General features: G+C 41.5%; 23 protein-coding genes. 13 read left to right on the top strand and 10 right to left on the bottom strand.

Features of this window, described 5'->3' with window-relative positions:
- Window positions 1–53: 53 nt before the first annotated feature.
- Window positions 54–698, top strand: coding sequence for an ATP phosphoribosyltransferase (gene hisG, locus RM347_RS07020; protein WP_322721157.1), 645 nt, complete (start codon window positions 54–56; stop codon window positions 696–698).
- 667 nt (window positions 699–1,365) lie between these two features.
- On the top strand, window positions 1,366–1,797 hold the full coding sequence (locus RM347_RS07025) for a hypothetical protein (protein ID WP_322721156.1): 432 nt from the start codon (window positions 1,366–1,368) through the stop codon (window positions 1,795–1,797).
- 235 nt (window positions 1,798–2,032) lie between these two features.
- Here the strand turns inward: RM347_RS07025 and RM347_RS07030 are convergent, their stop codons facing one another.
- Complete coding sequence (locus RM347_RS07030) at window positions 2,033–5,233, bottom strand: hypothetical protein (protein ID WP_322721155.1); 3,201 nt, start codon at window positions 5,231–5,233, stop codon at window positions 2,033–2,035.
- A 440-nt stretch (window positions 5,234–5,673) separates the two neighbouring features.
- Here RM347_RS07030 and RM347_RS07035 point away from each other — a divergent pair, with 440 nt between their 5' ends.
- Together RM347_RS07035 and RM347_RS07040 are read left to right on the top strand one after the other, a co-directional pair.
- The gene (locus tag RM347_RS07035) at window positions 5,674–7,158 is read left to right on the top strand and encodes a sensor histidine kinase (RefSeq protein WP_322721154.1); all 1,485 of its coding nucleotides are present in this window, start codon (window positions 5,674–5,676) and stop codon (window positions 7,156–7,158) included.
- A 517-nt stretch (window positions 7,159–7,675) separates the two neighbouring features.
- Window positions 7,676–8,389 (top strand): hypothetical protein, encoded by a 714-nt coding sequence (locus RM347_RS07040; RefSeq protein WP_322721153.1) that lies wholly within the window; start codon window positions 7,676–7,678, stop codon window positions 8,387–8,389.
- Window positions 8,390–8,495: 106 nt separating this feature from the next.
- On the opposite strand, the gene RM347_RS07045 is transcribed toward RM347_RS07040, so the two are convergent.
- Both RM347_RS07045 and RM347_RS07050 read right to left on the bottom strand, forming a co-directional pair.
- Window positions 8,496–9,578 (bottom strand): tetratricopeptide repeat protein, encoded by a 1,083-nt coding sequence (locus RM347_RS07045; RefSeq protein WP_322721152.1) that lies wholly within the window; start codon window positions 9,576–9,578, stop codon window positions 8,496–8,498.
- A 105-nt stretch (window positions 9,579–9,683) separates the two neighbouring features.
- Window positions 9,684–10,307: a sigma-70 family RNA polymerase sigma factor gene (locus RM347_RS07050; RefSeq protein ID WP_322721151.1), complete on the bottom strand. Its 624-nt coding sequence runs from the start codon at window positions 10,305–10,307 to the stop codon at window positions 9,684–9,686.
- Between the two features lie 196 nt (window positions 10,308–10,503).
- Between RM347_RS07050 and RM347_RS07055 the strand changes: the two genes are divergently transcribed.
- From RM347_RS07055 to RM347_RS07065, 3 genes are all read left to right on the top strand, one after another.
- A complete protein-coding gene (locus tag RM347_RS07055; protein ID WP_292719211.1) occupies window positions 10,504–11,100 on the top strand; it encodes a glyoxalase-like domain protein in 597 nt (198 codons plus the stop codon).
- 142 nt (window positions 11,101–11,242) lie between these two features.
- A complete protein-coding gene (locus RM347_RS07060; protein WP_322721150.1) occupies window positions 11,243–11,398 on the top strand; it encodes a hypothetical protein in 156 nt (51 codons plus the stop codon).
- On the top strand, window positions 11,374–11,628 hold the full coding sequence (locus RM347_RS07065; protein ID WP_322721149.1) for a hypothetical protein: 255 nt from the start codon (window positions 11,374–11,376) through the stop codon (window positions 11,626–11,628). The genes RM347_RS07060 and RM347_RS07065 overlap by 25 nt, the downstream gene beginning before the upstream one ends.
- 93 nt (window positions 11,629–11,721) lie before the next feature.
- Here RM347_RS07065 and RM347_RS07070 read toward each other — a convergent pair whose 3' ends face one another.
- The 5 genes from RM347_RS07070 to pstS all read right to left on the bottom strand — a co-directional run bounded on the left by RM347_RS07070 (window position 11,722) and on the right by pstS (window position 16,608).
- On the bottom strand, window positions 11,722–12,003 hold the full coding sequence (locus RM347_RS07070) for a hypothetical protein (RefSeq protein ID WP_322721148.1): 282 nt from the start codon (window positions 12,001–12,003) through the stop codon (window positions 11,722–11,724).
- 569 nt (window positions 12,004–12,572) lie between these two features.
- Window positions 12,573–13,379: a phosphate ABC transporter ATP-binding protein PstB gene (pstB, locus tag RM347_RS07075; RefSeq protein WP_322721147.1), complete on the bottom strand. Its 807-nt coding sequence runs from the start codon at window positions 13,377–13,379 to the stop codon at window positions 12,573–12,575.
- 57 nt (window positions 13,380–13,436) lie between these two features.
- The gene (gene pstA / locus RM347_RS07080) at window positions 13,437–14,318 is read right to left on the bottom strand and encodes a phosphate ABC transporter permease PstA (RefSeq protein ID WP_322721146.1); all 882 of its coding nucleotides are present in this window, start codon (window positions 14,316–14,318) and stop codon (window positions 13,437–13,439) included.
- Between the two features lie 19 nt (window positions 14,319–14,337).
- On the bottom strand, window positions 14,338–15,288 hold the full coding sequence (gene pstC / locus RM347_RS07085; protein WP_322721145.1) for a phosphate ABC transporter permease subunit PstC: 951 nt from the start codon (window positions 15,286–15,288) through the stop codon (window positions 14,338–14,340).
- A gap of 138 nt (window positions 15,289–15,426) precedes the next feature.
- Window positions 15,427–16,608 carry a phosphate ABC transporter substrate-binding protein PstS gene (gene pstS, locus RM347_RS07090; RefSeq protein ID WP_322721144.1) on the bottom strand — a complete coding sequence of 394 codons (1,182 nt, stop codon included), beginning with the start codon at window positions 16,606–16,608 and terminating at the stop codon, window positions 15,427–15,429.
- Between the two features lie 567 nt (window positions 16,609–17,175).
- On the opposite strand from pstS, the gene RM347_RS07095 reads away from it, so the two are divergent.
- The 4 genes from RM347_RS07095 (at window position 17,176) to RM347_RS07110 (ending at window position 22,223) form a co-directional block, all read left to right on the top strand.
- Complete coding sequence (locus RM347_RS07095; protein WP_322721143.1) at window positions 17,176–17,763, top strand: biotin transporter BioY; 588 nt, start codon at window positions 17,176–17,178, stop codon at window positions 17,761–17,763.
- 400 nt (window positions 17,764–18,163) lie between these two features.
- The gene (gene lspA / locus RM347_RS07100; protein ID WP_322721142.1) at window positions 18,164–18,640 is read left to right on the top strand and encodes a signal peptidase II; all 477 of its coding nucleotides are present in this window, start codon (window positions 18,164–18,166) and stop codon (window positions 18,638–18,640) included.
- A 212-nt stretch (window positions 18,641–18,852) separates the two neighbouring features.
- Window positions 18,853–19,554, top strand: a complete 702-nt coding sequence (locus tag RM347_RS07105) for a hypothetical protein (RefSeq protein WP_322721141.1) — start codon at window positions 18,853–18,855, stop codon at window positions 19,552–19,554.
- A 398-nt stretch (window positions 19,555–19,952) separates the two neighbouring features.
- A complete protein-coding gene (locus tag RM347_RS07110; protein WP_322721140.1) occupies window positions 19,953–22,223 on the top strand; it encodes a transglycosylase domain-containing protein in 2,271 nt (756 codons plus the stop codon).
- A 101-nt stretch (window positions 22,224–22,324) separates the two neighbouring features.
- Here RM347_RS07110 and RM347_RS07115 read toward each other — a convergent pair whose 3' ends face one another.
- Both RM347_RS07115 and RM347_RS07120 read right to left on the bottom strand, forming a co-directional pair.
- Window positions 22,325–23,758 (bottom strand): DUF4335 domain-containing protein, encoded by a 1,434-nt coding sequence (locus RM347_RS07115; RefSeq protein ID WP_322721139.1) that lies wholly within the window; start codon window positions 23,756–23,758, stop codon window positions 22,325–22,327.
- On the bottom strand, window positions 23,755–24,381 hold the full coding sequence (locus RM347_RS07120) for a DUF3038 domain-containing protein (protein WP_322721138.1): 627 nt from the start codon (window positions 24,379–24,381) through the stop codon (window positions 23,755–23,757). The genes RM347_RS07115 and RM347_RS07120 overlap by 4 nt, the downstream gene beginning before the upstream one ends.
- A 433-nt stretch (window positions 24,382–24,814) precedes the next feature.
- Between RM347_RS07120 and RM347_RS07125 the strand changes: the two genes are divergently transcribed.
- Both RM347_RS07125 and RM347_RS07130 read left to right on the top strand, forming a co-directional pair.
- On the top strand, window positions 24,815–25,333 hold the full coding sequence (locus RM347_RS07125; protein ID WP_322721137.1) for an adenine phosphoribosyltransferase: 519 nt from the start codon (window positions 24,815–24,817) through the stop codon (window positions 25,331–25,333).
- A gap of 98 nt (window positions 25,334–25,431) precedes the next feature.
- Window positions 25,432–26,478: an ABC transporter permease gene (locus RM347_RS07130; RefSeq protein ID WP_322721136.1), complete on the top strand. Its 1,047-nt coding sequence runs from the start codon at window positions 25,432–25,434 to the stop codon at window positions 26,476–26,478.
- The last annotated feature ends 143 nt before the right edge of the window (window positions 26,479–26,621 follow it).

The raw sequence follows: 26,621 nt of genomic DNA on the forward strand, positions 1-26,621 counted from the left end.
GATATTCTCAATATTATTCAACTGCCAAGACGCTAAGGATACCAATAAAAAGAATGCTGACTGTTGCATTGCCAAAAGGGGAACTACTTAAAAATAGCATCCGCTTGCTACAAGCTGTCGGGTTAGATTTTAGTGCTTTTTTAGATTCAGGAACTCGCCAACTTCAAATTCCTGACGCTAGTGGCCAAGCCAAAGGTTTGCTGGTGCGGGCGCAGGATGTGCCAGTTTATGTGGAATATGGTCAAGCACAACTGGGTGTTGTCGGTTACGATGTGCTGCGGGAGAAGCAGCCGCAAGTTGCCCACTTAGTGGATTTGCAGTTTGGGCATTGTCGGATGTCGGTGGCGGTAAAAGCATCAAGCTCTTACCGATCGCCTTTAGATTTACCACCGCATGGTAGAGTTGCTTCAAAATATGTGAATTGCGCTCGTGAATATTTCCACAGTCTGGATTTACCTGTAGAAATAGTGCCGTTATATGGTTCAGTAGAACTAGGTCCAATTACTGGAATGTCAGAAGCGATCGTGGATTTGGTTTCCACAGGGCGGACTTTGCGCGAAAATGGTTTGATTGAAATTGCTACTCTGTATGAAAGCACAGCGCGGTTAATTGCCCATCCTCTGAGTTACCGCCTGAACACGGGTAATCTAAGTGATGTGATTGCCAAGCTGCGGGAAGCCGTTTTGGTAAAGGTTTAATACCAATTTGTAATTCGTAATATTCCCTAGAGAAATCGGGAATGTTGTTGTACAGACTTGCATAGGGGTGCAGTTATGTGCATACACGTCAACGTAAACTAAAACTGCTTTAAAACCTTGTTTTCAGTCAGAGGCTGGAAATGCTGCTCATTGGGCTGCTGCCGCAAATAAGGGAGGCGGAGCCTCCTAGTAGGCATTCCCAGCCATAGTCTGGGAACGAGGTAATATCTCAAAGCTATGTTTAACCTGGCTTTCACATTAAATTAATACTAATGGGTGATGTGCCCCTACCTTGTGTTGCATATATTGCCTAGCCACTTCGCATATACAAAAATTAAATTTTTCATTTAACCCCTCAGCAAATGGAATCAAAGCCTCAGTGATTGCCGCAACTCCTCATCATACCTTTACATAACTTTAGTCATATCAATATAAACCTTGAAACACTTACCGAAAAAAGACTAGAGCACTTAGGTAACAATACTAACCCTAAAAATGTTCATTTTTAACAAAATACTCACGGCAAGGGTTATATATTTTTATTTGCAAAAAGAAATTAAAACAAGATTACGCCTCTACTTTTGCTAGTCGAGGTTGAGTCTGCATTCCCAAGCAAAATCTGGGAATGAGCCTAAGGCGAAAAGTATGAGGAGTTAATAATAAAATCATGAATAATTTATCTAACAAATTATCTATAATTCTCCGAGGAAGTATCTGCATATTTGGTTTAGTCAGTGCAGGAAATTTTTTAGCCGCGCCAGCAAATGCAGAACAAGCTACTGCTCGTGGTGCTGTTAGTCTGATTAGACCTTCTGGTACTTTTCTCAGTGTTAGTGGCGAGTTAATTTTACCTTCCGGCTCCTACTTTGATGGCGGTATAACAATTGCACCTATCTATGGAGGGATAGCAGGTGGAAATCAGGAAACTATCACTAGTCTGACTATTACTCCAGGAGTAGTTAAAACTACTACACTCTCTAGCCCAAACATATTTATTGATACAGCCGCGAATTTATTAAAAAATAGTGCCTCAATTGAAGATATGACAACCATAATCCAAGCAGGCACCAATAATAATGGCTTGGGTGCTTTAGATTAATCTGAGTTCGATGGGTAATATAGTGTTCGTCTAACCAGCTTAATAAAAAGACCTCTCCCAGATTTTACTACGCAAAAACTGCCTCTCTCCGATGCCGAGAGGGACAGACTTGAACAAAAGTTCAAAATAGGACGGGTTTGTCGAATTCACATTAGATTAAATGGGACTTACAAATCGAATGGTTTAGAGACGTTACAATGCAACGTCTCTATTTTGGTGCATTACATCAATACCATCAAAATCGATAACCCCCTTGAAGTTTTAGGTCAAACCCATTTTCGCCTGTACCAATTTGAGTTTCTATAAACACACTATTATCTGGAAAATTGTGCCTTACAATGAGTCCATAGTTGAAGCCAGAAACTCGGCTGCTCAAACCCACATTATTAATACTATAATTTTTTAGATAAGCACCAGCAGAAATATTCTTGCTGACTCTATGTAAACCCTGAAATTCAAAGAAAAATTCCTTGCCAATTTCTAGATTTGTTTTCAAATTCAAACCAGGACTAGTACTAAATTCTCCATTGAAAAGACCTAAAAACTCACCATTGCTGTTATTTTCAATAAAAGCGACACCAGGAGCTAAGGAAAAACCGAAATTCCTTTCTTGATGCTGATATAAATAACTTAAGAAAGTAGAAAAAGGATTGTTTTTATTAGAGGCACTATTCCAGTCAAGTCTCAAGTACGGTACGTGAGTATTAACAGCTACAGGCTTTTTGGCTGAATTTAAACGTACATCAGTTTTAATATAATTGAGTAGTATGTTAGTATATATACCTAGCGTTGGTTCTTCTATTCCTAAATTATTATTGGAAACACCTGGTGCCGAGTTAGCATCTATATTAAACCACGTTCCTAAATTAGCACTATAGTTAAAATTTCCAGAAGAACCCGCTGCTAATAATTCAACTGTCGGTAAAGATAGGTAACCGTTAAAGTTATTAAAACTGACACCTATTTTGTCAACTCTAGTGAGTTCCATATAATCGAATGCTAAATCAGCTGCTCGTACCTGGAGCGGTACTATCGTATTATCTGCTGAATTAAATTTTTGTACAAATTGTTGCCCTTGGGGATTTGTTAAAATTATTTCTACAGCAGAGGATTCATTAATAGGATCAATAGAAGTATCATTTAAAGGAATTGGGATTCCAATGTAAGTCAAAGGCCCAAAGTTTTCATTAGATAGTCTGAGATCAGAAAAAAAGGTATCACCTTCATCTAAAATAGAAACATTTCTTTCAAGAAACTGAACTGCTCGTTTGTGGTTTCCCGCTCTTACTTGCAATATGCTGGAATTATTAGGAGTGACTTGACTGGGAAGTGTGTAAGTTCCAGATACCTGTTCTAGTCCACTGGCTGCATTAGCATAAGATAAAGTACGATTAAGCCTGTTATTGATTTGTCTTCTTTGTTCAGCCGTAGCAGGTGTCTTTAAAGGAATAAAAGTTTCTCCATTCTTAAATTTATCTTTAGCTTCTTCTAGACCTTGTTGAATATTATCAATTTTTATAGCTTCAAAAACTCCACCTAATAGCAAACCTAAGGTAGAATTCACTGATTGAATAGCATCAATACTAGTATCGCTGAATTTAGCTGTTATAGATAATCCTGGAGCAGAGAAAATATTAGAGTAAGTAGCTTTAATTGCCGTTGTGTCATATTGAATTAAGCTGCGATTATGAGGATGGCTAACATAAATTCTATGCCAATCAGAAATTTCTTGAGTTTGAGATAGTGTCTCAAATACAGGATCTCTTCTTCCTAAAGATAGCCACATTAAAGAGTTAAGATAATGATAGTCTTTATCAGATTGAGAAAGAAAAGGATTGACTGCTACGTTTAACAAATCAAAGTTATCAAATTTTCCAAGTTGAGCAACCTTAATACCTGGGAAGGAAGAGACAGGAGCAGTAAAATCAAAACCTTTTCCCGTCAAAATATCTCCCCAGAAAATGCCAGCAGCTTCTAGAGCACTCTTAGGAATAATTTTACCTTCTTGGAGTCTAACATTTCCGTTATCTAGTATAGGTTGTATATTTGTTGTTGGAAAGCCTTGCAGAACCTTGGGAGCATTTATAGCATCTAAAGCTTGAAATAAAGCTTGCCCACCATCAACACTCAAAGTAGAGCCACTACCAATAATTGGAATAGGATTTTTGAGAACTGTAATATTAGGATTGTTTAAATCAATGCCGCTATTAATAATAACCCTGCCAGCAGGTACACCTTCAGGATTTACCAATTGTCCCGCTATGGAAGTTATAGAAAAATTATCAGTAGCAACTTCTCCAGCTAAATTCTGAAAATCTGTTGGTATGGCGAACAGAGTTTGCAATCCCCAAAATGCCTGCTGGGAGGTAACATTTTGGGTAATATAAGTATTAGTTTGTCTTCCTTGATAGAGAATTCCTGCTTGGGTACCTTTAGTTTCAACTACTATTCTATTGTTATCAAGAACCCAGTAAAACTGGTCAGTTTTAGGAAATTTAGCATAAGTAAATTTCTCAATAGTCTGATTTTCTGAAGAAAATCTTACACTTATATTCGTATCTATATAATTTTCATCTTCATTTGGCTTAAATAATTCTGTGGAAAAAGTAAGGTTGTCTGTTGGGTTAACAATCCAAGGATACTTATCAGCACTAAATGTAAGGGCGTCAAGAATTATTTGTTTTTGTTTTACTTGTTGTTGCTTTTTTGAACTCCGTAATTTTTCTATTAATATTTGTTGTGTTGGTGTGTATGGTTTAGTTGTATTTGGTTGAGTCTCTTCTTCAGCTTCATCAGGTGGTTTAGTAGGTTCTACTTTATATTCTTCAATTGGGATAATGTCAGCTATGGTAAATTCGGATAACTGTTTGGTTTTCTGTAAGTTAGAGTTATCATCTTTTAAAGTCTCTTTTAACAGAGGTTTGCTTTGATAATTATCTACTTTATCCGACTTTGATAAACTCTTATCACTAGCAGCTACATTATTTGCTCCAATTAAATTAATTCTGCTAAGTTCGGATAATTGTTTAGTTTCTTGTAAGTTAGATGTAGTATCTTTTAAAGTTCCTTTTAATAGTGTTTTGCTTGGGGAGTTATCTACTTTATCCAACTTTGATGAACTCTTGTCACTAGCAGTTACATTATTTCCTCCAATTAAATCAATTCTGCTAAGTTCGGATAACTGTTTAGTTTTTTTTAAGTTAGAGGTAGTATCTTTTAAGGCTTGTTTTAACCGTGTGGTACTTTTAGATTTACCTACTTTGTCCAACCGAAGTAAATTATTAGTATTTGGATTATTTTCTGCAACCAAACCAATATTGTTTTGACCATCCAACTCTAAGGCGATCGCAGAAAATTGAACTAGTATTATTTTGAATAATATAGTTGAAGACAAAAAGCAACTTACAATTATTTTTAGATTTTTTTTGAATCTCATTAGTGAGATTCTTACAGTTCTTCGAGTTGAAATTTTACAGGTTTCCACAATAGAAATATGCTGTTTGGTAGATTCAAGAGAAAATCAAATTAAATTCAAAGTAATGAAGATTAGCTACTATTTGTTTGGGCTAACAGGATAGATTTACATGCTTCAAACATTAGTCATAATTTATTTCCAAAACTCAGTTTTTTGTTGGTTAATTTAGACGTATTCAACAGTCATTTCGGTTAATTCGATATAGATAGCCAAAGAAAACCGATTTTTTTCCTGACTGTAAAGAATAAAATAGGATTAAGCAGATTTACTGCAACAAGAGTGTAATTCTTGAGCAAAAATTAAACCTCAGCAAAATCACCAGAGCTAGAAAAGTGAGCTAAGTTTTAACCGTATAAACACTTAATGTGAAGATATTTCAGTCAAAAAAGTAGGTAAAAAACATGTTTCAGGCAACTCGCCGCCGTCTTGCAATTTGGTACACAGCCGTCACTGCTGTATTACTACTACTGTTTGCCAGTGGCGTTTATTTATACGTCCGCAGTACATTAATTGAGCGGATTGATGATACCCTTAACCATGTAGTGGAAATAGTAGAGCGTTGCCTCACAACCACTCGCTGTGCATCTACGCTCATATTTGAGCCAATTAGTGCTGATGCAGATAAATTTCGCATTAATCTAGAAGCTAGTTTTCGTGACAATACCGAGACTGTAGAAGATGACCATATCGACCTAGAATGGTTTAGTCCGACTGGTAAATTACTTTGGTCAACGCTATCCGAACCACTGAATATTCCCATTCGTGCCAACCGCACTGGTGAAACTGTGCGTGTAGTCAAGGGAGAGAAAGAAAAAGGTGAAGATAATAAACTTCCCACTCTTAACTCCCTACTCCCCACTCCTCACTCCCCACTCTTATTGCGACAAATCACACAACGGGTAGAAGTGGGGCGGCAAGTATTAGGATATCTGCGTGTTAGTCATCCCTGGTTTGAAGTCACTAAACCCAGTCGGCAGTTAATTTTTGATTTGGCGCTAGGTATTGGGTTAATGGTGCTTTCCGTAGGCGCAAGTGGCTGGTTTCTTTCGGGTAAAGCGATGGAACCTGTAGGTGAGTCTTACCAACGCCTCAAACAATTTACTGCTGATGCTTCCCACGAACTTAGAAGTCCCATTACTTTGATTCAAACCAATGTGCAAGTTGCTCTTGCTGACTTAGATTTAACAGAGGCAGAAGCGACTACTTCTTTGCAGTATCGGCAACAGTTAAAGGTGGTGGAACGTTTAACTCAGCGTTTGGGTAAGTTAGTCAACGACTTACTCTTCCTAGCACGGCAGGATAGTGGTATCAGCAAAGATACTTTTTCACCTTGTCCGCTGGACGCTTTGCTGATGGAGGTAGTTGAAGAACAACAATTGTTAGTCCCTGAAAAAGAAATTGCACTTTCTCTAGACTTAGTTGACCCTCCTTCCTCCGAAACTAGCCCCGAATTACTGGAAAATTGGTTTACCTTTATCGGTAATTGGGATCAACTGGTGCGGCTGTTCACAAATTTAATTGCTAATGCTTTGCATTACACTCCATCAGGTGGACGGGTGAAAGTAGAATTGGCGCGGATAGAGGGAATAAATCGGGTTTCTGGACTACGTCACACCAGTGCCCAGTTGCAAGTTAAAGTGAGCGATACTGGAGTTGGAATTCCACCGGAAGCACTACCACGCTTGTTTGACCGCTTTTATCGGGTAGATCCAGCACGGACTCATCAGACTGGGAATACAGCTACAGCAAGCGCTACTGGTTCAGGATTGGGATTAGCGATCGCTCAAGCTATTGTCGAACATCATCAGGGTCATATTCAAGTTGAAAGTACCCAAGGCATTGGCTCCATATTTACTGTCACCTTACCAATAACTCTTGAGTCTTAATTTGGCAACAAATTTTTGTTTCCTGTGATAGATACAGAAAAATAAATAAATTTACTACTTTATATAACAATTGAATTGTTACAATTGAAAATTTCTGCTTTTCTTTGTTTAATTAGTTATAAATATTGCTATTTTTTTTGTCAAATATGCGTATATGAATAATATTTTGGATTAGTCAATAGCAACTTATTCCATTAATATAACAGCTATTGAATGATTTGAACTAATATTCTTAGGTTAGAACTTATGAATTTTTAATCCTTACAGTATAGTTTATAACCAAGTTTTTTTAAAGTTTACTTGTGCAGTTTATTACTAATGACTTAGCTGATCAGCCTTATGAATGAAATAGTTATGTCTAATTCTAGATGATTTTCTAGTCTTTAGCTAGATAAAAAAAATAGAGTTAAGAGTTAGGGTTATATATATCAATTCCAGATAAAACCCAATTTAATTTGTTGTTTAAAACTTCTTGCAAGAAGATAATTTGATGTTTTCCTATATGGCAACAAAAAATATGAATTATCAAAATTTTCGCAAGTCTGCTGAGTTATTTGGCGCTATTTGTGGAGGATTACTGATTAGTCTGCCAGCAATTCCTCAAGCAATAGCACAAGAGTCTACTCCAAAGATTAACCCTTGTCCTAGAATTTTCTACGAAGAACCACATAATAGTCGCGTTGTAGTGCCACAGGGATGTCCTCCTAATGCGCTAACACAAAGACTAGCGGCTCAAGGGCTTCTTCCCGTCCCTGCTACTCCCTCACAAGACCAAACAAGGTTGGGTGTCGGCGGTGAAGCTCCACAACCAAGTGCTATACCACCACGCCCAGCCACTGGAGATCAAACTCAACAGCCCTCACCAGGGGCGGCTTCCACTGACCAAACACCACTGCTACAACCACGGCAAACCCCCAGCGCGACGATCGCACTCGCTAATGGTAAGGTTAATATCAGGTTGAGAAATGACACTGCGGCTAATGTAACTTTCCAGGTGATTGGTGATACGGCACCGCGATCGCTACAAGGTAAATCCGATGTAACACTGCAAGGTCTAGACGCACCAGTAACAGTGACATTTGAACGAGAAGATGGCGGACAGTTGATAGTAACTCCACAACCGTCTTCAGAGCCAGGAAGTTTGGAAGTTACATTTAAGGAAGCTACGAATCCAGCACAGGGTAGAAGTGCTATGAGAATTGAGCGAAACGGTTCAGTGTTCTTGAATTAGCAGGGACAGGGTTGAATTATAGCTATTCTCAATTCAATAGGGGGGCACAGCTGCTGTGCCCCCCTATTTTCAACCATTAATAGAAAAGATTTCTGATGCGGTACTGCTACTTCCGCTGAAGCATTTTAGTTAGCTGATCCAGCAATTGCACTTCTTGCTTGCTGTCTTCCAATCTCCGCGCCAGTATAATCGCCCTTTCATAAAAATTGCGCGCAGTTAGGTAATTACCTTGTTGCTTGTATAACTGAGCATAAGACTCAAAAGATTTTAATTCTTCTCGCAAATTTTGCAATTCTTTAGCGAGTGCTAAACGTTGCTCTAGTAAATCAAAAGCCCGTTGGTAACGTCCTACAGCAGTATGAGCTTTAACTAAACCGTCAATTGCCCGTAATTCATTAGTGCGATCGCGGTTGGTTTTAGCTGTCCCCATTGCTGCACCATAAGTGGCAATAGTATCCTGATAATTCCCAGATGCTAGATAGGCATCACCTAAATTATTCAAGGTATTTGCTTCACCGATGGCATCACCAGTCTGACGGCGGAAAATTAAAGCATTTTCGTAAAGTTTAATCGCCTTGTTGTAATCTCCCAACCTGGCAGTTACCAAACCCAAATTACTCAAAGATAGTCCTTCACCTTCAATATTTTTGACATTATGAGCAATTGAGAGTGCATCTTCAACAGTTTTACCAGCAGCAGCGAATTCTCCTTGTTGCAGCAGAAATGTACCAATATTATTCAGCACAAAAATCTGAGATTGGAAGTCTTTAGTATCACGAGCGATCGCTAATCCTCGTCTTAAAGCATCTTCCGCCTCCTTGAAACTACTTAGCTGGACATAAGCCTTAGCAAGCAAATTGTACGTTAGACCTTGTGCTTTCAGGTCGCCAATTGAATGATATAGTTCTAGTGCCCGCAAGCAAGACGCAATCGTTTTGTCGGCATATCCTGAGGCGTATTGTTGTTCACCTATACGCAGCAAACTGTCTGCTTCATCTCTTGATTGTCGCCCAACGGAATTATTTAAAGGGCGGTGGAGTTGTTGCGTAATATCAACCGCACCCGCAGCTATCGGACTCAGCAAAAAAGTAACCAGTAAAAAGCTGTGTAGAAGAACCTGGGGACGAGAAATTGCACCTACACAAATTAAGCCTACCTTTTGCCTTGGAAATACAAGCGGTTGTTTCATAAAAATTACCCGTAAAGATGCGGGTTTAATTAGAAGGTTTAAGAAGAAGTTTTAATTTTTTTAAATTGAAGACAATGAATATACGCATTTACACTTAATAAATAATTAAGTAAAATCTTCGCCAAAGTATATGGAGCGGATATCCGTTGGTAATTTGTCCTCTAGCATACGATAGCCTTCCTGGAGAAAATTGGCTACTTCGCTAGGTGCGATCGCTTCTCCTTCGGCTTGGAGATAGGCAGCAATTCTAGTTTCGCTCCAGTGGAAAGTCTGAGCCATTAAAACGATTAATCGCAAAACTGGTGGTAGTTGGTCTAATGCCTGTTGTACATAACACCAGAGTGGCGGCGAAGTCGCTTGCAGAGAATAATGAATTGCTTCTGTGGGCGGTAGTTTAATTTCGTTAATACAGAATGCTGTCATATTAATTAACCAATTTTGCATGGTTAAGGTTTCCTCGCCGGATTCAGAATCGGTTAAATTTAGTCCACCGAGTTCGTAGTAGATATGCCGCCAGGTGAGGGCAAACAGATAATCAGCCTGCACAGGCGATCGCGCCGAATGCCGAATTAAGGTGTAGACTATGGGGCTATAGCGGCAAAAAATCACCGTAAAATACTTTCCGGCATCTGGATAACGCTGAAACAGAGTCAGTAGTTCATGGTCGCTATGATGGAACAGCGACTTCACCAGCGGGTGATTAGCTTCCGGAAAATGAGGAATTTGCATAAGCCTTTCGATTGATAATTGTTAAAATAGTTTTGGGAATTGCACTCCCCTAGTTAATCGCATAATATCTTGGTGTTGCTCAGTTTGTAGATAAGACTCAGACTACTTGAGTATTGATAAACTAGAAACAAAGACTTAATTTTAGTCTTAATCGACAATCATAAAATTGACTCCCTTATAGAATCCTTATTTGTTCATGGTTATAGCAGTTAGTGTGATATCGTTCCTGCTCAGTCCCCTTACCTTAGGCTCCTTTTTGCCTTCCCTGCCCTTGGATAGCCTGTTCTCCACCCAAGGCATTATGGTGATGCTGCTAGCAGCTTACGCTGGTGCCATGTGGATGTTTCTCACCAGTGCCCCAAAAGTACACACTGTAATGGTGTCAGATTTGGAGATTGCCCGACAGTTGTATGAAGGGCTGCTAGATTTGCCAGCAGCTGAGGTGCCCTTGCACTACTACTACAATTACGAACAAACTATAGGCGCAACTGGCATTGATCCACTATATATGTCTACTGGGCCGAGCTTGTCTAGCAAAATGATGAATAATGCCAATGATGGGCTGTGGTATCAATTGAAGAAAAATACTCAGCTACACGTCATTACTGGCGCGAGTTTAGGTAGCAAAAATCAGCAACGCCACGTTTGTTTTGACCACGACTGCCTGGAAATGATTTTAATGCGAGTCGAAATGCGCGGTTTGAAATTGAAGATTCGCAACCAGAAGCCCTTGAATTTTTTGGTCAAGGACTATGAAGGGCGGGTTATTGAGGTGGCTGAAGTAGCAAATTAGTTGTGAGTTACAGCAGAATTCAGGAGTAGAACAGGCTTTGAGACTTAGCTTGTGTACTTTACCTTCGTTGAAATCTCCTGTATTAGATTATTTGGGGTTGGGTGGTGCAATCGTACCACCCAATATTTTTGGATTTTAGATTTTGGATTGGCGTAAGCAACAAATGGAAGTATATCGACGCGAACAAGCGAGTTTAAAGTTAGTTGCTACATTATTCAATGGTGATGAATTGAGTCCACCCATATTGCCTGATTTTACTTGTGCGATGTCTACGTGGTCACTGAGCGGCTTGCCCTGACTTGTGCCGAGCATCTCGACTTACTTCGACTGCGCTCAGTACAAGTCGCTCGATGGAATCGGATCCGAGGTAGCGTAGTCGTTGGCGTTGGCGTTCGCGTCTCTGAAAGAGAAGCCTCTCGTAAAGAAGGGAGTCGAACCATGCCGTATCACTTGCCTACGGCACGCTACGCACAGCGTTTCGTAGAGAAGTACGGGCTACACCTACGCTCAATTATTTACTTAACATAAATTACGAATTACGTTAGCGAGTCTACGTACTAGTACGGAGAGCAAGCTACGCGCAGCCTCTTGTAGAGAGCGTCATTACGAATTATGAATTAGTTAACTGTGCTGTAAAAACTCAACTTTGGGCAATAACGGATCAGTCACAATACCCACACCGTTAAAACCCCAACGTTTGAGCAAATTTCCCAACTGTGTACGCGCAATAGATTCCACAGCAAAGCGATTTGCTACTTCTCCTGCGTGGGTGTTGAGATAGCTAAGGGCATCAAAGTTTTCCTGAAACAGCAATAAATAACCCGATGTTTCGGCGTCAGGACGAGCGATGAGATAATTACCGTCAGTTTTTGAGCGCACTAAGTAATAGATTTCGGACACCATGAAGATGAGAATGGGGAGAGTGGGGGAGATGGTGAAGCAGGGGGAGAATTCCTAACTATTGACTATTAGACCTCTTGCTCAATTATTTTATAGTAAGATATAAGGTTTTTAGCTTGATTCAACTTCATCCTGAAACGGAGAGTTGAGAAGATAGCGGCTACCAAAAAATTGCCAAGTTACATAAGGAATTGTCACTTGCCAAAAAAACCCAGAGGTCGCAAGTTGACAAATGTTGATAAGCAGTACAATCGTTCCTTGGCTAGCCGTCGGGTTGTTATTGAATATGTCAATCTACGGAAAGAAAGTTTTTCGGATTTTTAGTCAAGTTATCGCAATCATAGGAGACGCTTAAGATTACGTTGTCACTTAATAAGTATGATTTATAATTATCATGTTCACAAAGCTAATGAACCTAAGATTTATTAAGTTCGATATTATACCAGATTTTCCGCAATAATTCTAATTCAGCGATCGCCAAGGTTGGCGAACAAATAAAAAACTAGAGGAATATCTTACAGTTTTAATTTCCGAGTATCCCTCATTGTTTTAACATCAACAAGTTAAGATATTTATCCAAATCTGCCACTAACGTAATCTCGGGTGTCTTGCTGTTTAGGATTATTGAAAATTACTTCTGTTGCGTCGTACTCTACCATGTAGCCGTTACGACCACCTGTCTCTGTAGTTCGGACATTAAAAAAGGCTGTCTTATCAGAAACCCGTGCTGCTTGCTGCATATTATGGGTGACGATAACGATGGTATATTGCTCTTTAAGTTGGTGAATTAGTTCTTCAACCCGCAAGGTGGAAATAGGGTCGAGGGCGGAGCAAGGTTCATCCATCAATATAACTTCAGGTTGTACTGCGATCGCTCGAGCAATACATAACCGCTGTTGTTGTCCACCAGATAAAGACGAGCCACTTTGTCGCAGTTTATCTTTGACTTCATCCCACAAAGCTGCTTGCCGCAGACTCCGTTCTACTAATTCATCCATATTACCTTTGTAGCCATTGATCTTGGCTCCAAAAGCAATGTTGTCATAAATTGATTTTGGAAACGGGTTTGGTCTTTGAAACACCATCCCAATCCGACGCCGCACTTCTACAGGATCAATGTCAGATGCATACAAATTTTTATCGTAAAAAAGTATTTTACCTTCTGCCCGAAATGACTCAATCAAATCATTAAGGCGGTTATAGCATCGCAACAACGTACTTTTACCACAACCAGAAGGGCCGATAAAGGCTGTCACCTGATTTTTTGGTATATCTAGCCAAATATTCTGCAAGGCCAAAAACTTACCGTAATAAACGTTGAGGTTTTCGGTGTGTAAAACTGTTTCAGTATCATTCACGGTGCTAATATTAGTAGCCATAAATTAAGTTTAGTGTTAGTTTGATCGATCAGGATCTGCACTGTGGATGTTTGTTTACTAAGCTCTTTTACGAGTTGCCCAGCGAGCGATGATACTTGTAATTAGAACCATTAACACCAAAATCAAAGACGCTGCCCAAGCTAGTGATTGCCAATTTTTAAATGGAGAAATGGCATATTTGTAAACCAAAACAGCAAGGGAAGCTGTTGGTTGGAATAAGCCATCGGGCCAAAAGTTGGAAAACAGAGCAGTAAATAATAAAGGTGCGGTTTCTCCAGATGCTCTGGCGATCGCTAGCGTTGCCCCAGTTACAATTGCTGGTAAAGCTGCTGGTAAGACTACTTGACTCACTGTTTGAAAGTTAGTCGCTCCTAACCCTACAGATGCTTGTCGCAAATCTTGTGATACTAACTGCAAAGCTTCATCAGTAGTTCGCAAAATAATTGGCAACATCAAAATTGCCAGTGCAAACCCTCCACCTAGAGCTGAATATGATCCTAAGTTCAACTTTACCAGTGTCAAAACTACAATCCCATAGGCAAATACCCCAGCAATAATTGAGGGGACTCCACTAAGGACATTAGCCGCAAAACGTACCCATCTGGCTACTTTAGCCGAACTAAATTCTGTGATGTAAATCGCCCCCAAAACTCCAAACGGGATGCTAATCAAGGAAGCAATTCCTACCATCAGCAGCGTGCCTAAGATTGCATTACCAAAGCCTCCTCCCTTTTGTAGAGCTTTGGGTGGCAGTTCAACAAACACGCTCAGACTCAAACTGCTAAAGCCTTTAATAATCACGTAAGAGAGCACTGCTAGTAAAGGTAAAAGTGCCAATACTCCGCAGGTAAATGCCACTACGGTCATTACTGTATTAAACAGTGTCCTCTGAGACATAGGGGAGCGAGTTAAACTGCGCTCTGGAAAACTAGAAGTCATAATTTAACCCAAAACTAAGCTATATTCGCTTGACTCTCAGAACGATCAACTCTGCCAGAATATTGACTACCAGCGTCAAGAAAAATAGAACTAAAGCCGCGTACATTAAAGCCGCAACTTGTAAACCACTCGCTTCTGAGAATTGATTTGCCAGTAGAGAAGAAATCGTATTAGCTGGTGCTAAAAGAGAGATACTGATGTTGTTGGAGTTGCCAATTAACATCGTTACAGCCATTGTTTCTCCCATTGCCCGACCAAGCGCTAACATCACAGCACTAACTATGCCTGAAAAGGCTGCTGGGATGAGAACTTGCAAAATCGTTTCCCAGCGCGTTGCTCCTAGTCCTACGGCGGCTTGACGCAAACTGGGGGGTATAGAAATCAAGGCATCGCGGGATAAAGCTGTAATGATGGGCAAAGTCATAATTGCTAATATTACTCCCGCCGGCAACATTCCTGGCCCTGTAGGAGAAGTACTAAAAAATGGCAGCCAGCCAAAATAACTATTGAGCCATTTTCCCAAGTTGGTTAATATTGGCACCAAAACAAAAATACCCCACACGCCATAGACAACGCTGGGAATAGCTGCAAGCAGTTCTACTGCGAAAACTAGTACTAGCTTCACTTTAGCGGGCAAAAAATCCTCGCTCAGTACAACAGCAGTACCAACCCCAATTGGTACTGCTATCAGTAGACCAATAAAAGAACTCAAGAGAGTTCCATATATTTGAGGTAGCACCCCGTAGCTATCATTAACCGGGTTCCAAGTGGTGTTGGCTAAAAAGCTGACACCAAATTTTTGGATGGCAGGCCAAGCGCCAATAGCAACTTGCGACCCGATCCATAATAAAGTGGCAGCAACCCCAAAAGCGAAAATTTTAGTCAGCCAAATAAAACCCTGATCTAGGGACTTTTCTGCGTCAGAGCGATTTTTCATCGCTGATGACAGATTTTGAGAATTTGTAGTCATGAATACCGACTTTAACAATTAAATCAGAGAAAAATGTAGGAGGCAACTATATTAAGTAAATTGTCGCCTCATCATCTATCTAATACTGATACAAGTAACTACCTATTCAAGTTACTACTTATTAGGCGTGTTTAATGCTTACTTGTTAGCGCTAGTACCATTGCCAACAGCGATTTTATACTCTGGACTGATTTGATCGGCAGCAGCAGCCACCTTTGTGATGACGTTTTGAGGTAGAGGAACATACCCTAGTGTAGTTGCCTGCTTCTGACCCTCAGTTAAAGCGTATTCGATCGCAGCTTCAATCGCCTTGGCTTTTGCCGCATCGGGATATTTCTTGTAAGCCAAAATCCAGGTATAAGTAACAATGGGATAAGAATCAGCCCCTTCGGGATCGGAAATGAAGGCGCGGAGATTTGGCGGTAGAGTTACTGATTCGAGAGTTTTGGAGGCTGACTCTTCAGTAGGTACAATAAACTTACCGCCTTTGTTTTCCAAAGCAGCAAACTTGAGACTATTTTGTTTGGCATAGCCGTACTCGACATAACCAATAGAACCTTGAGTTTGTTGAATTTGAGCGGTAACACCCTCATTACCCTTCGCACCAACTCCCACAGGCCAGTTGACAGTTTTGCCCTCACCTACTTTACTCTTCCACTCCGGGCTGATAGCGCTGAGGTGTTTTGTAAACACACCCGTGGTTCCGCTACCATCGGAACGATAAACAACTGTGATCGCCTCTTTAGGAAGTTTTGCACCTGGGTTAGCCTTGGCAATTTGGGCATCATCCCAAGACTTGATTTTGCCTAGTAGAATATCGGCGTAAACGGCTCGTGGTAGCTTGAGTTCTGGAACATCTGGCAAGTTGTACCCCAGCACGATGCTACCAGCAGTCACAGGCAGTAAGATAACACCCTTATCTGCTGGTACTTTCTGGATTTCTTCATCCTTCATAGCAACATCGCTGGCACCGAAGTCTACAGTACCTTTGATAAATTGCTCAACTCCAGCACCACTACCAACTGATGCATAATCCACTTGCAGATTTGGATATTTTTTGTTCAAATCCGTGAACCAGGTGTCATATAGTGGTGCCGGAAAAGACGCACCAGCCCCGGTTAACTTTATGTTTCCGCCAAGGTCTAATTTGGCCGGGCTAGAGGCAGTAGTATCTGTAGCAGTGCCAGAAGGCGTATCTTTGGTGGCTGTACTATCTGGTGTTTGCTGTCCGCCACAAGCTGCTAGGCTGATTGTCAGTGCTAACACTGAAATTGAACCTGTGAGGCGATGAGTTTTTATTGCACTAAGACGTGAGAGCATCGCTATCAATTTTGTAGTAACTTTTCAGGTGAGCGTTTCTAAGATACTTCTAAAGGACAACAATAAAGATTAACAATAGGTTAATAAAGTAAAAAAGATGCTTGTTTTTTTGATGAAGAGCAAACTCTTATTTCTAGTTTTGCTTGATAAATTTTATACTTTTGCTTTATTTGTAAGATACAAATAGCACTATAGTAAATTGGTTCTACTTATTTACAAAACTTTATTGTTGTTGTAATTTCGTTGGTCGAGTCATAAAAAAATAGATATAAGCACTTTGTAGCCAATTTTAGGCAATGCTTTGAAATATTAGTATAAATACTAAACTCAATGATATCGATTTTACTATATTTTAGGTCAAATACCAGAATCCAGGATATGCCTCAGTCAATAAAATCAGACAATAGACACCTCAGTCGCAATTTACAAAACTGAAAAATTACATAAAGAAAAGGCAAAAGAAAATATGCTAGTTCTTAAGATGTCAGCACAAATTTCATTTCAATATTAATGAATATACTGGTTGGTGTTGGTTTTCCCTTTTGCTTTTCGTTGGTTGCCTGATAAATGTTTGCTGCTTCCAATCAATTACTCTGGTCTATGATTGGCTTACTCCTGACAATGGGTGGTACCTTCCTAGAAGCTTATGGCATCACCTTACCTTGGACTTGGAGTCAGCACGGAATTCAGACTTTTTCTTTAGGTGTCACTTTTCAAATTGGCGCAGTACTGTTGGTGGGCTGTTTAGGGGGCAAAAATGCCGGTGCGCTCTCACAAATTGCCTATTTAGTCATGGGATTAACCTTATTACCTGTATTTGCCGATGGTGGTGGTATTGGTTATGTTAAGCTATCTCAGTTTGGCTATTTACTAGGCTTTATTCCTGGAGCTTGGATTTGTGGCTTAGTTGCCTTTAAAGCTAGACCTCGACTAGAAACTCTTGCCTTTAGTTGCATCTGTGGCTTGTTAACTCTCCACCTATGCGGTATTACTTATTTGATTATTAGCTATCTTTTTCAGTGGAAAGGCACAGAAAATTTACCCTTAATGCAAGCAATCCTCAGATATTCCTGGTTTGCACTACCAGGTCAACTAACTGTGGTCTGTGCAGTTACTGTAATAGCATATGTATTACGTCACTTAATGTTTTATTAGTTTATTGTCCTTCGTCCTTTGTCATTTGTCAAAAACTCATGACCAATGACCAATGAATGACCCTTACGGGTGACGCTCGATAGCGTTCGCGCATAGCAACTGGGCGTAGCGTCTGACTCTCTAACGCTACGCTATCACCAGTAGCTGCCCAGGAACAACTGCGTTGGGTGCACAATGCCCGACTGTACTCCTTCCCTACGGGACGCTGCGCGAACGGAGAAGCAAGCTACGTGCAGCGGCGACCAAAGTTGTATCAAGCCGTGTGGAAGCCACGTCACTTACTACAACTTTGGGAAAGTTTGCAACGCAGTGGCTCCGGTTCTTCCAAGGGGAGAGACTAGCGTTAAGGGAGAAGACTGCGCTGGCTCATCAATGACCAATGACCAATGACTAATTCGCCATGCGTTTAAAAAATCGCCTTTTCTGGATCGCTGCCTTCATAGCTTTTTTCTTAGACCAAATAACAAAATATTGGGTGGTGCAAACCTTTAGTTTGGGGCAGACACTACCAGTCTTACCTGGGATATTTCATTTCACCTATGTCACTAACACTGGTGCCGCTTTTAGTCTGTTAAGTGGGAAAGTAGAGTGGTTGCGCTGGCTATCTTTAGGAGTGAGTTTAGTATTGATAGCGTTGGCCTTGTTTGGCCCAACGTTAAATTTGTGGGATCAGTTGGGCTATGGCTTGATTTTAGGTGGAGCGATGGGTAATGGTATTGATCGCTTTGTTTTAGGCTACGTCGTTGATTTTCTTGATTTTCGCCTGATTAACTTTGCTGTATTTAATGTGGCAGATTCATTTATTAGTATCGGTATTGTTTGCTTGTTAATTGCTTCCTTGCAAAAAACGCCAACTTCAACTGGTAGGTCGCATTAAACTATTAAGCCTGGGATGATTAATCCCAGGCTATTGATTATTCAAACCCTTGCTCAGTGCTATGTGCGAAGACTTGATATATCAGATTTTTAACTGTTTTTATTTGTTATCTTGCATACATAACTAGTGCAAGATGTCAAGAAAGATGCACCGACGATCGCTGATGGCAAACTAGTATTCACATTATGCCCCAGCTTTTAATTTAATTACCTGTGGTAGGAGTTTTTGGCGAACTAGAACCGGGAGTACTGGGAGAGCTACCTGGTTCGGTAGTGCTGCCAGGAGTGCCAGATTCAGGCGGGGTAACGCTTCCTGGTTCGGTAGTGCTGCCAGGAGTACCAGATTCAGGTGGGGTAACGGTTCCTGGTGCTGGACTTAAGTTACTAGGAGCGCTAGGTTCAGGTGGGGTAACGGTTCCTGGTGCTGGACTTAAGTTACTAGGAGCGCCAGGTTCAGATGGAGTAACGGTTCCTGGTGCTGGACTTAAGTTACTAGGAGCGCCAGGTTCAGATGGAGTAACGGTTCCTGGTGCTGGAGTGCTTTCGGGAGTGCCAGATCCAGGTGGTGTTATGGTTCCTGGTGCAGTTGTGCTATCTGGAGTGGTGGTGCTATTGGGCGTGGTTTCTGCTGGTACCGTAGTGCTACCAGGAGCGCTAGTAGGGGTGGCTGCTGTACCGCCGGGACAGCGGGAGTTGAGCGGAAAATACTCGCACAGAATTTTCATCCCTTCTGGCGACATCTTAATTTCCGTTGGTGCACTAGTGGAGTCGCTACTGGATTGGGCTATGGGGGATTTACTGGATTCGGCTACAGCAATGTTAGCGGTGAGCGCTAAAGATAGAGCTGTACCAATCATGGTCAGAGATTTTCCCATCATTCTGAAATTAACCTCAACGGAACACTCGGCCCATTAAAACAGACAATAAGATTTAGAAAATCTTCCTAAATGAATATATTTAGGTTTATTTCAGAATATGTGGATATGTAAAATTGGTAAAATTTAAATCTGTTGTTTATTGACGTCTGGTGTTTAAAAACACAATAAATAGAAGTGAACCTGTAGTTATAAAACTAGTAATACTTGATAAAATAAGCTTTTGATAATGGAAAAAAAAATCATGTCTCTGTAAAAGAGTAGCAAAAATAACAAATTAATTCTGTTATAAGCTAGTAAAAAGTATAAAATAGCTCAAAAAGTTCCGTATAAGAAATTTATGCTTTGGCTTATGAGTAAAATGATGAAAGACTAACATCTAAATCTAAAATTGTAATTCGCCCGATTCTTCATTAAAAACTGTGATGTGAATAGCCGATGAGTTCTCCCCAACCCCCTCACAAGCCACAAACGTTACTAGGTCAACTGACTCAAGCAGTACATACGATTCAAGCTAGAGTCGATTTTTCTAAATTGGCGCTCAAGCCTAATGCCAAAGTACCGGAACTTTGGGTGCAGGATGCGGGGGCGGATAAAGCAGAGGTATATCCACTGTTGGGCGATCGCTATATTCTAGGTCGTAGCTCCAAATCCAGCGATATCGTCATCCGTAACCCTGTTGTCAGCCAAATTCACCTGTCGCTATCGCGGAATTCTACTCAGCGCACACCAGTTTTCGTCATCAAAGACGAAAACTCCACCAATGGCATTTATCGTGGTAAGCGTCGTGTTAGTTCCCTTGAACTGCGTCATGGCGATATTTTTACTCTCGGGCCCCCAGAACTCGCCGCTTCTGTGCGGTTACAATACGTCGATCCACCAGCCTGGTATGTCAAAGCTGCAAGTTGGACAGCTTATGGTGTCGGTGGTGTCAGTGCCCTGTTAGCATTAGTGATTGGCGTCGAATGGCTGAAATTTTCAGTTAAACCTCTACCTACAGCTACACGCGCCCCAGTAGTTGTTTACGCCCGTGATGGAGCCACTCCCCTGAGAGAGCCTCGGACTACTTCTCATGTAGACATGAAGCGATTAGAGGAATTTGGCCCTTATTTACCTGCTGCGGTGGTGGCTTCAGAGGATAGTCGTTATTACTGGCACTTTGGGGTTGACCCTCTGGGAATTTTACGAGCTGTGTTGATCAATAGCCGTAGCGGGGATGTGCAACAAGGAGCCAGCACTGTTACCCAGCAAGTTGCCCGCAGTTTGTTCCGCGAGTATGTAGGCAGACAGGATACCCTTGGACGCAAATTGCGAGAGGCAGTTGTCGCCCTGAAACTAGAAACCTTTTACAGCAAAGATGATATTTTGCTGATGTACTTAAATCGGGTTTTTTTGGGAGGTGATACCTCTGGCTTTGAGGATGCAGCCCGATATTACTTTGAGAAGTCGGCTAAAGAATTAACTTTGGCAGAAGCAGCAACATTGGTAGGAATTTTACCAGCCCCTAACGCTTTCGATTTTTGTGGGGATGGGCCAAATAAGCTAGAAGCAGCTGAATACCGAAATCGCGTGATTAAGCGGTTACTGGAGATGGGCAAAATTAAACCTGAAGATGCAAACCGAGCCAGACGCTCCACTGTCCAAGTAAATCCCAAAGTCTGCGAACAGCAAGCTAAAACTATCGCTCCTTATTTTTACAGTTACGTCTTCTCTGAGCTTGAATCAATTTTGGGGGAGGGAGCCGCAAGAGAAGGAAACTATATCATTGAAACCAATCTCGATCCAGCGATACAGAGCCAAGCAGAAGCAGCGTTGAATAATTCGGTGAACAATTCTGGTAGAACTTTTAATTTTTCTCAAGGGGCAGTGGTCACTCTTGACTCTAGTACAGGCAGTATCCTCGCAATGGTAGGCGGGACTGATTACAAAAAAAGTCAGTTCAATCGTGCTGTTCAAGCTAAAAGACAACCAGGTTCCACCTTCAAAATTTTTGCTTACACCGCTGCTATTCAACAGGGAATTTCAGCATCAAAAAGTTATTCTTGCGCTCCTTTAAATTGGCAAGGCTTTACTTATAAACCCTGTCGTGCTGGTGCTGACACTAGCTTCGATATTGCTACTGGGCTGGCGCTTTCAGAAAATCCCATAGCCCTGCGAGTCGCCAGAGAAGTTGGGTTGGATAAAGTTGTGGCAATGGCACAGCGTTTGGGGGTAAAGTCAAACCTTGATCCGGTTCCTGGCTTAGTACTAGGTCAAAGTGTAGTCAATGTTTTGGAAATGACTGGTGCTTTTGGCGCTATTGGTAATCGTGGTGTACGGAATCCTCCCCATGCCATTAACCGAATTTTAGACAGTGGTGATTGCCGCGATCGCAATGATATCAAAACCTGCCGTGTGATCTACTCCTTCGACCAAGATCCAGATGCCAACAAACGAGTGCTGGCAAATGGTGTTGCCGATGAGATGACTAGTTTGATGCGCGGTGTAGTTACAAGAGGTACTGGTCGTAGTGCTGCCATTGGACTAGGGGAAGCTGGTAAAACTGGCACGACTGATAAAAACGTTGACTTGTGGTTCATTGGTTTTATTCCCAGTCAGCGACTTGTAACTGGCGTTTGGCTGGGAAACGACAATAATTCTCCTACATCTGGCAGCAGTGCTCAAGCAGCTCAGTTGTGGGGAAATTATATGCGGAGAATTACAAGGTAAACGGACATTGGGCACAAGAGGCAGAGGGGTAGGGGGAAGAGTGCAGAGGAGAAGAATTTTCCCCCTGCTCCCTGCTCCCCTGCTTCTTCTCTAATCCCCAATTATTGATATCCCTGCCAAGGAGTGACTTCAAGTTTGCCGCTAGGCTTGAATATCACTTGAAAGTGGGCGAGAGGTTCTTTATTGTTGGGAGCTGCTACATTGGAACCGTAGATATCGTTGAACATTTTGGGAAGGGGTGTTTCCCGGAAATAGTCAAAGGCGACTTGGTTGAGTGGTTCATAGTCAGCGATTACACCAGCTTTGTTGACCGCTACCCGATATTTCAAATCTCGCGTAAAGGTGGGGGTGCCACTCCAGGTTTGGCGAACTGTATTATAAAGCTTTTGATTTAAACCTTTAGTTATATTAGAGTCAGTAATTTTTGCACCCACTACCTCTGGTGTCCTAGCATATCCCCGCCAAGGGCTAACTTGCAGCACACCTTGTGTAGTAAATACTAGTCGGAATTGGGCGATCGGTTCATTGGAAATAGGAGCGCGGTTAGCAGGATTGTAAAGTAGATTAGGCAGAGGAGTTTGCCCGACTCCTTGATTCGCCTCTTTATTCACCGCCTTGTAACCAACGATCGCTCCATCCGCAGCTACACCCAAACGATAGATCAAATCCTGTTGCAATCGTGAGCGATTAGTCCAAGCTGGATGAACTTGATTATACACTTGGCGATTCAATGCACGCAGCTGGGATGGATCAGTAATTTCCGAAACTGTATTTAAAAGTGCTTCTAAATCTTTAACTTCTGGCTTTGCACTAGCCGTGGGTGTTGGTGTGGGCGTTGCAGCAGCAATGGGTGTTGGAGCAGCTGATGCTGGAGGAGTGATGCTTTTTGTTGTAGAGCTAGTTTGCTCATCTGGTTTAGGCTGCGGTGGACGCATTTGGGGAGGTGGAATCAAGTTAAAAGCGATCGCTGCTACTGCTAAACTTGATACTCCTACAGCAGCCGGAACAACCTGCCTGATCAAAGCCTGACTCGCACCACCATAGCGTCTGGTAACTGGTTGTAGTTCTAGGGATAATTCTGGTAAAGTCTGGGTATCAGCAAAAAACTGATCCACTGCTTCCACTAAATCAAACAACTGTACCGTATTTAAATCTATTTCAATAGGCGGACGTTTGGAATTGTTAGAGTGAGACTCAAATCCCTCTGGAGTACCTTCTGAATGTATGATTAACCTGTGTCGGTTGCTGTCAATTTTCTGAAACTCTACTAGCTCCGATTCCTGGTTGTGTGCTTGCGGATTGGGTACACTACTTAAAAATTCTTGGGCATAGCCACTAACAGCTCTCACCAAACTTTCAAAAAATTCCCGCCCTCCCGTTAAAGGTTGATTGTAACCAGATAAATAGCATTCTGCATTTACCAATATTGATAATTCTGGGCGCATTTCCTGGAAGTGTGCGGCCCTCGTGACATCACTTAACCCTTCTAAAAGCAGTGTACAATTAGGTAGACTGTACTTACGTTGAATATTCATTCCACTTCACCGTCAAAAAGACTAATCCAGAACCGCTGCATTCCAGCTGTACCAGTACAAAATAGTAATTGTCCTAACAAATTTATCGCTAGCGCATCTAATTTTTCATCAGAGGTTAATGCTAGTACACCAGAACGTCGAGCATTCATCCGGCTCTTAAAATGCGCCCTAAACCGCTCTAGGTAATTAGATAGCCGCAAATTCTGTTCTAATGGAATCTGCTTCTCTTCCATTTGTTGACATATCATTAGTAACTGGCGGATGACAACAGTTAAACGGCGCGCTATGTAGCAAGCAATGACCACCAGAGCTTTTGCTTCCATAATAGTTAAGGGACGGCGCATGTGCGCTCTTCGTAGCGGATTAGAGCTACGCATCCGCCATAAATTCACCCTATCTTTAACAATTCCTTTTAGATCCAACTCTTGAGCAAAAGCCAGGATTGCTTCCGAACTACCAAGCTCTAAAGCTTCAATTGCCAGTAAAATCAGGTCAATTTGCAACCGGGTTCTTCGAGGACACGTTTTGGAAGCGATCGCAGGATCTGGTAAAGTGTCCAGAATCATCGGCAGTGACTCTTGGGTTGAACTGTTGAACGGCGTTAAACTTGCGGAGACATTCATTCTATAAATACCTTGTGCGGTTCCAACAGACTAGCTAAAACAAATTTAAGATCGGTAGCCAAGACTTGAACAATAGACTTGTGGCAGTAGTATGACTACCTGATATATACATTAGTTAACTCTTTCTACTCAAAGGTTTCCCTATATTGAAATCAAAATTTTAAAACATAACTAAATTCACCTCATTTATTAGTGCAATACCTTTTCTAGCTTGGTTTAGATTCTAATTATCGTCAATGAAGGACGAAGTTTCAGCCTTGACCCCCAGCGTATGACATTATAGTGTACGATTTTTCAGGTATCTGAAATTGGGGACTAGAAACTGGAGACTGGAGACGGGGACTGACATAGCTATGAATTTAAATTAATAACTCCTCACCCTTCACTTCTAACTTTCCCTAATCCTTACTCCTTACTCCCCATTCCCCATTTTATGGATTTGAAGTCTCTCGTTCGTGACATCCCAGATTTCCCAAAACCCGGAATTTTATTTCGGGATATTACTACACTGCTTCGCGATCCAAAGGGATTGCGCTACACTATTGACTTTTTAACACAAAAATGCACTGAAGCTGGAATAACAGCAGATTATGTCATTGGTATGGAGTCGAGGGGATTCATTTTTGGTTCACCTCTGGCTTATAAATTAGGAGCTGGTTTTATTCCCGTCCGCAAAAAAGGTAAGTTACCAGCAGCCGTTCACTCAATTGAATATGAACTAGAGTATGGTACAGACTGCCTAGAAGTGCATCAAGACGCTTTACACCAAGGTAGCCGAGTTTTGATTGTGGACGATTTGATTGCCACAGGTGGAACTGCGAGTGCCACAGCAAAGTTGGTACAGAAGATTGGCTGCGAACTAGTAGGTTTTGGGTTTATTATCGAGCTACGGGATTTACAAGGGCGTAAATATCTACCGGACGTGCCGATTATCTCTGTAATTGAATATTAGTCATAAGTGATTGGTCATTAGTCATTAGTCATTGGTCAGTAGAAAAGAACTGACAGATGATGAAGGGCAAAGGACAAAGGACAAAGGAAAAAGGACAAATGACATCTACGAGAATTTCCTTGGAGACAGGGCGGGATTGGCTTATCAGGCTAGTCACTAGCGAAACTTTTATTTATGTGGTAAAGCGGCTATTGCAGGCACTGCTGACTTTGTTGTTGGCGTCAGCGTTGTCGTTTTTCATAATTCAACTCGCTCCCGGTGATTATGTAGATACGCTGCGGCAAAATCCAAAGATATCTCCAGAAAGAATTGAAGAAATCAAGCGGCAGTTTGGTCTAGATAAGTCTTGGCTAGAGCAATTTTGGCTGTGGCTGTGGCGAATCTTAACAAAAGGGGATTTTGGCACGAGTTTTATTTATCAACGTTCAGTAGCATCGCTGTTGTGGGAACGGGTACCAGCGACTTTGCTATTAGCGATCGCATCTTTAATTGTCACATGGGCGATCGCCATCCCTTTAGGCATCTTTGCCGCTGTTAACCAAAATAAGCTAGCAGACCGCATTTTACAGGTGATCAGTTACGCTGGACAAGGCTTTCCCAGTTTCATCACTGCCTTAGCACTGCTGGTTTTAGCCCAAATCACCTCACCACTGTTCCCAGTGGGAAGTATGACTAGCATCAATCACTCAGAACTATCGTGGTTTGGCAGAATCTTAGATATTGGCTGGCACATGATTTTACCCACAATCGCCCTCTCAATTACTAGTTTTGCTGGTTTGCAACGCATCACTCGCGGCGAATTATTGGATGTTCTGCGTCAAGATTACATCCAAACGGCTCGTGCCAAAGGTCTACCAGAAAACCGCGTAATCTACGTTCATGCACTCCGCAACGCCATAAATCCCTTAATTACCTTATTGGGTTTTGAATTAGCTGGTTTATTAAATGGTGCCTTCATTGCCGAATTTTTCTTCAACTGGCCCGGTTTAGGGAGGTTGACTCTACAGGCTTTACAAGCTCAAGATTTATATTTATTAATGGCAAGCTTGGTAATGGGCGCAGTGCTGCTGATTGTTGGCAATTTAATCGCCGACTTGATGCTCAAAGCAGCCGATCCACGCATTCGCCTGGAAAATCTCAATTAATAGCAGCAATTCTAAATTTCAAAAAATCAAGAAGTATTAGGCAATTTCCACGCTGCTCACTCCGAAATCATAAACGGGATTAAGTGCTAGCAACTATCAAACAAAAAGTAGGTGTTCAGACTGGGGAAGTCGTTGAAGAAAGT

This window comes from Nostoc sp. ChiQUE02 (genome assembly GCF_034531305.2).
Lineage (GTDB): Bacteria > Cyanobacteriota > Cyanobacteriia > Cyanobacteriales > Nostocaceae > Nostoc.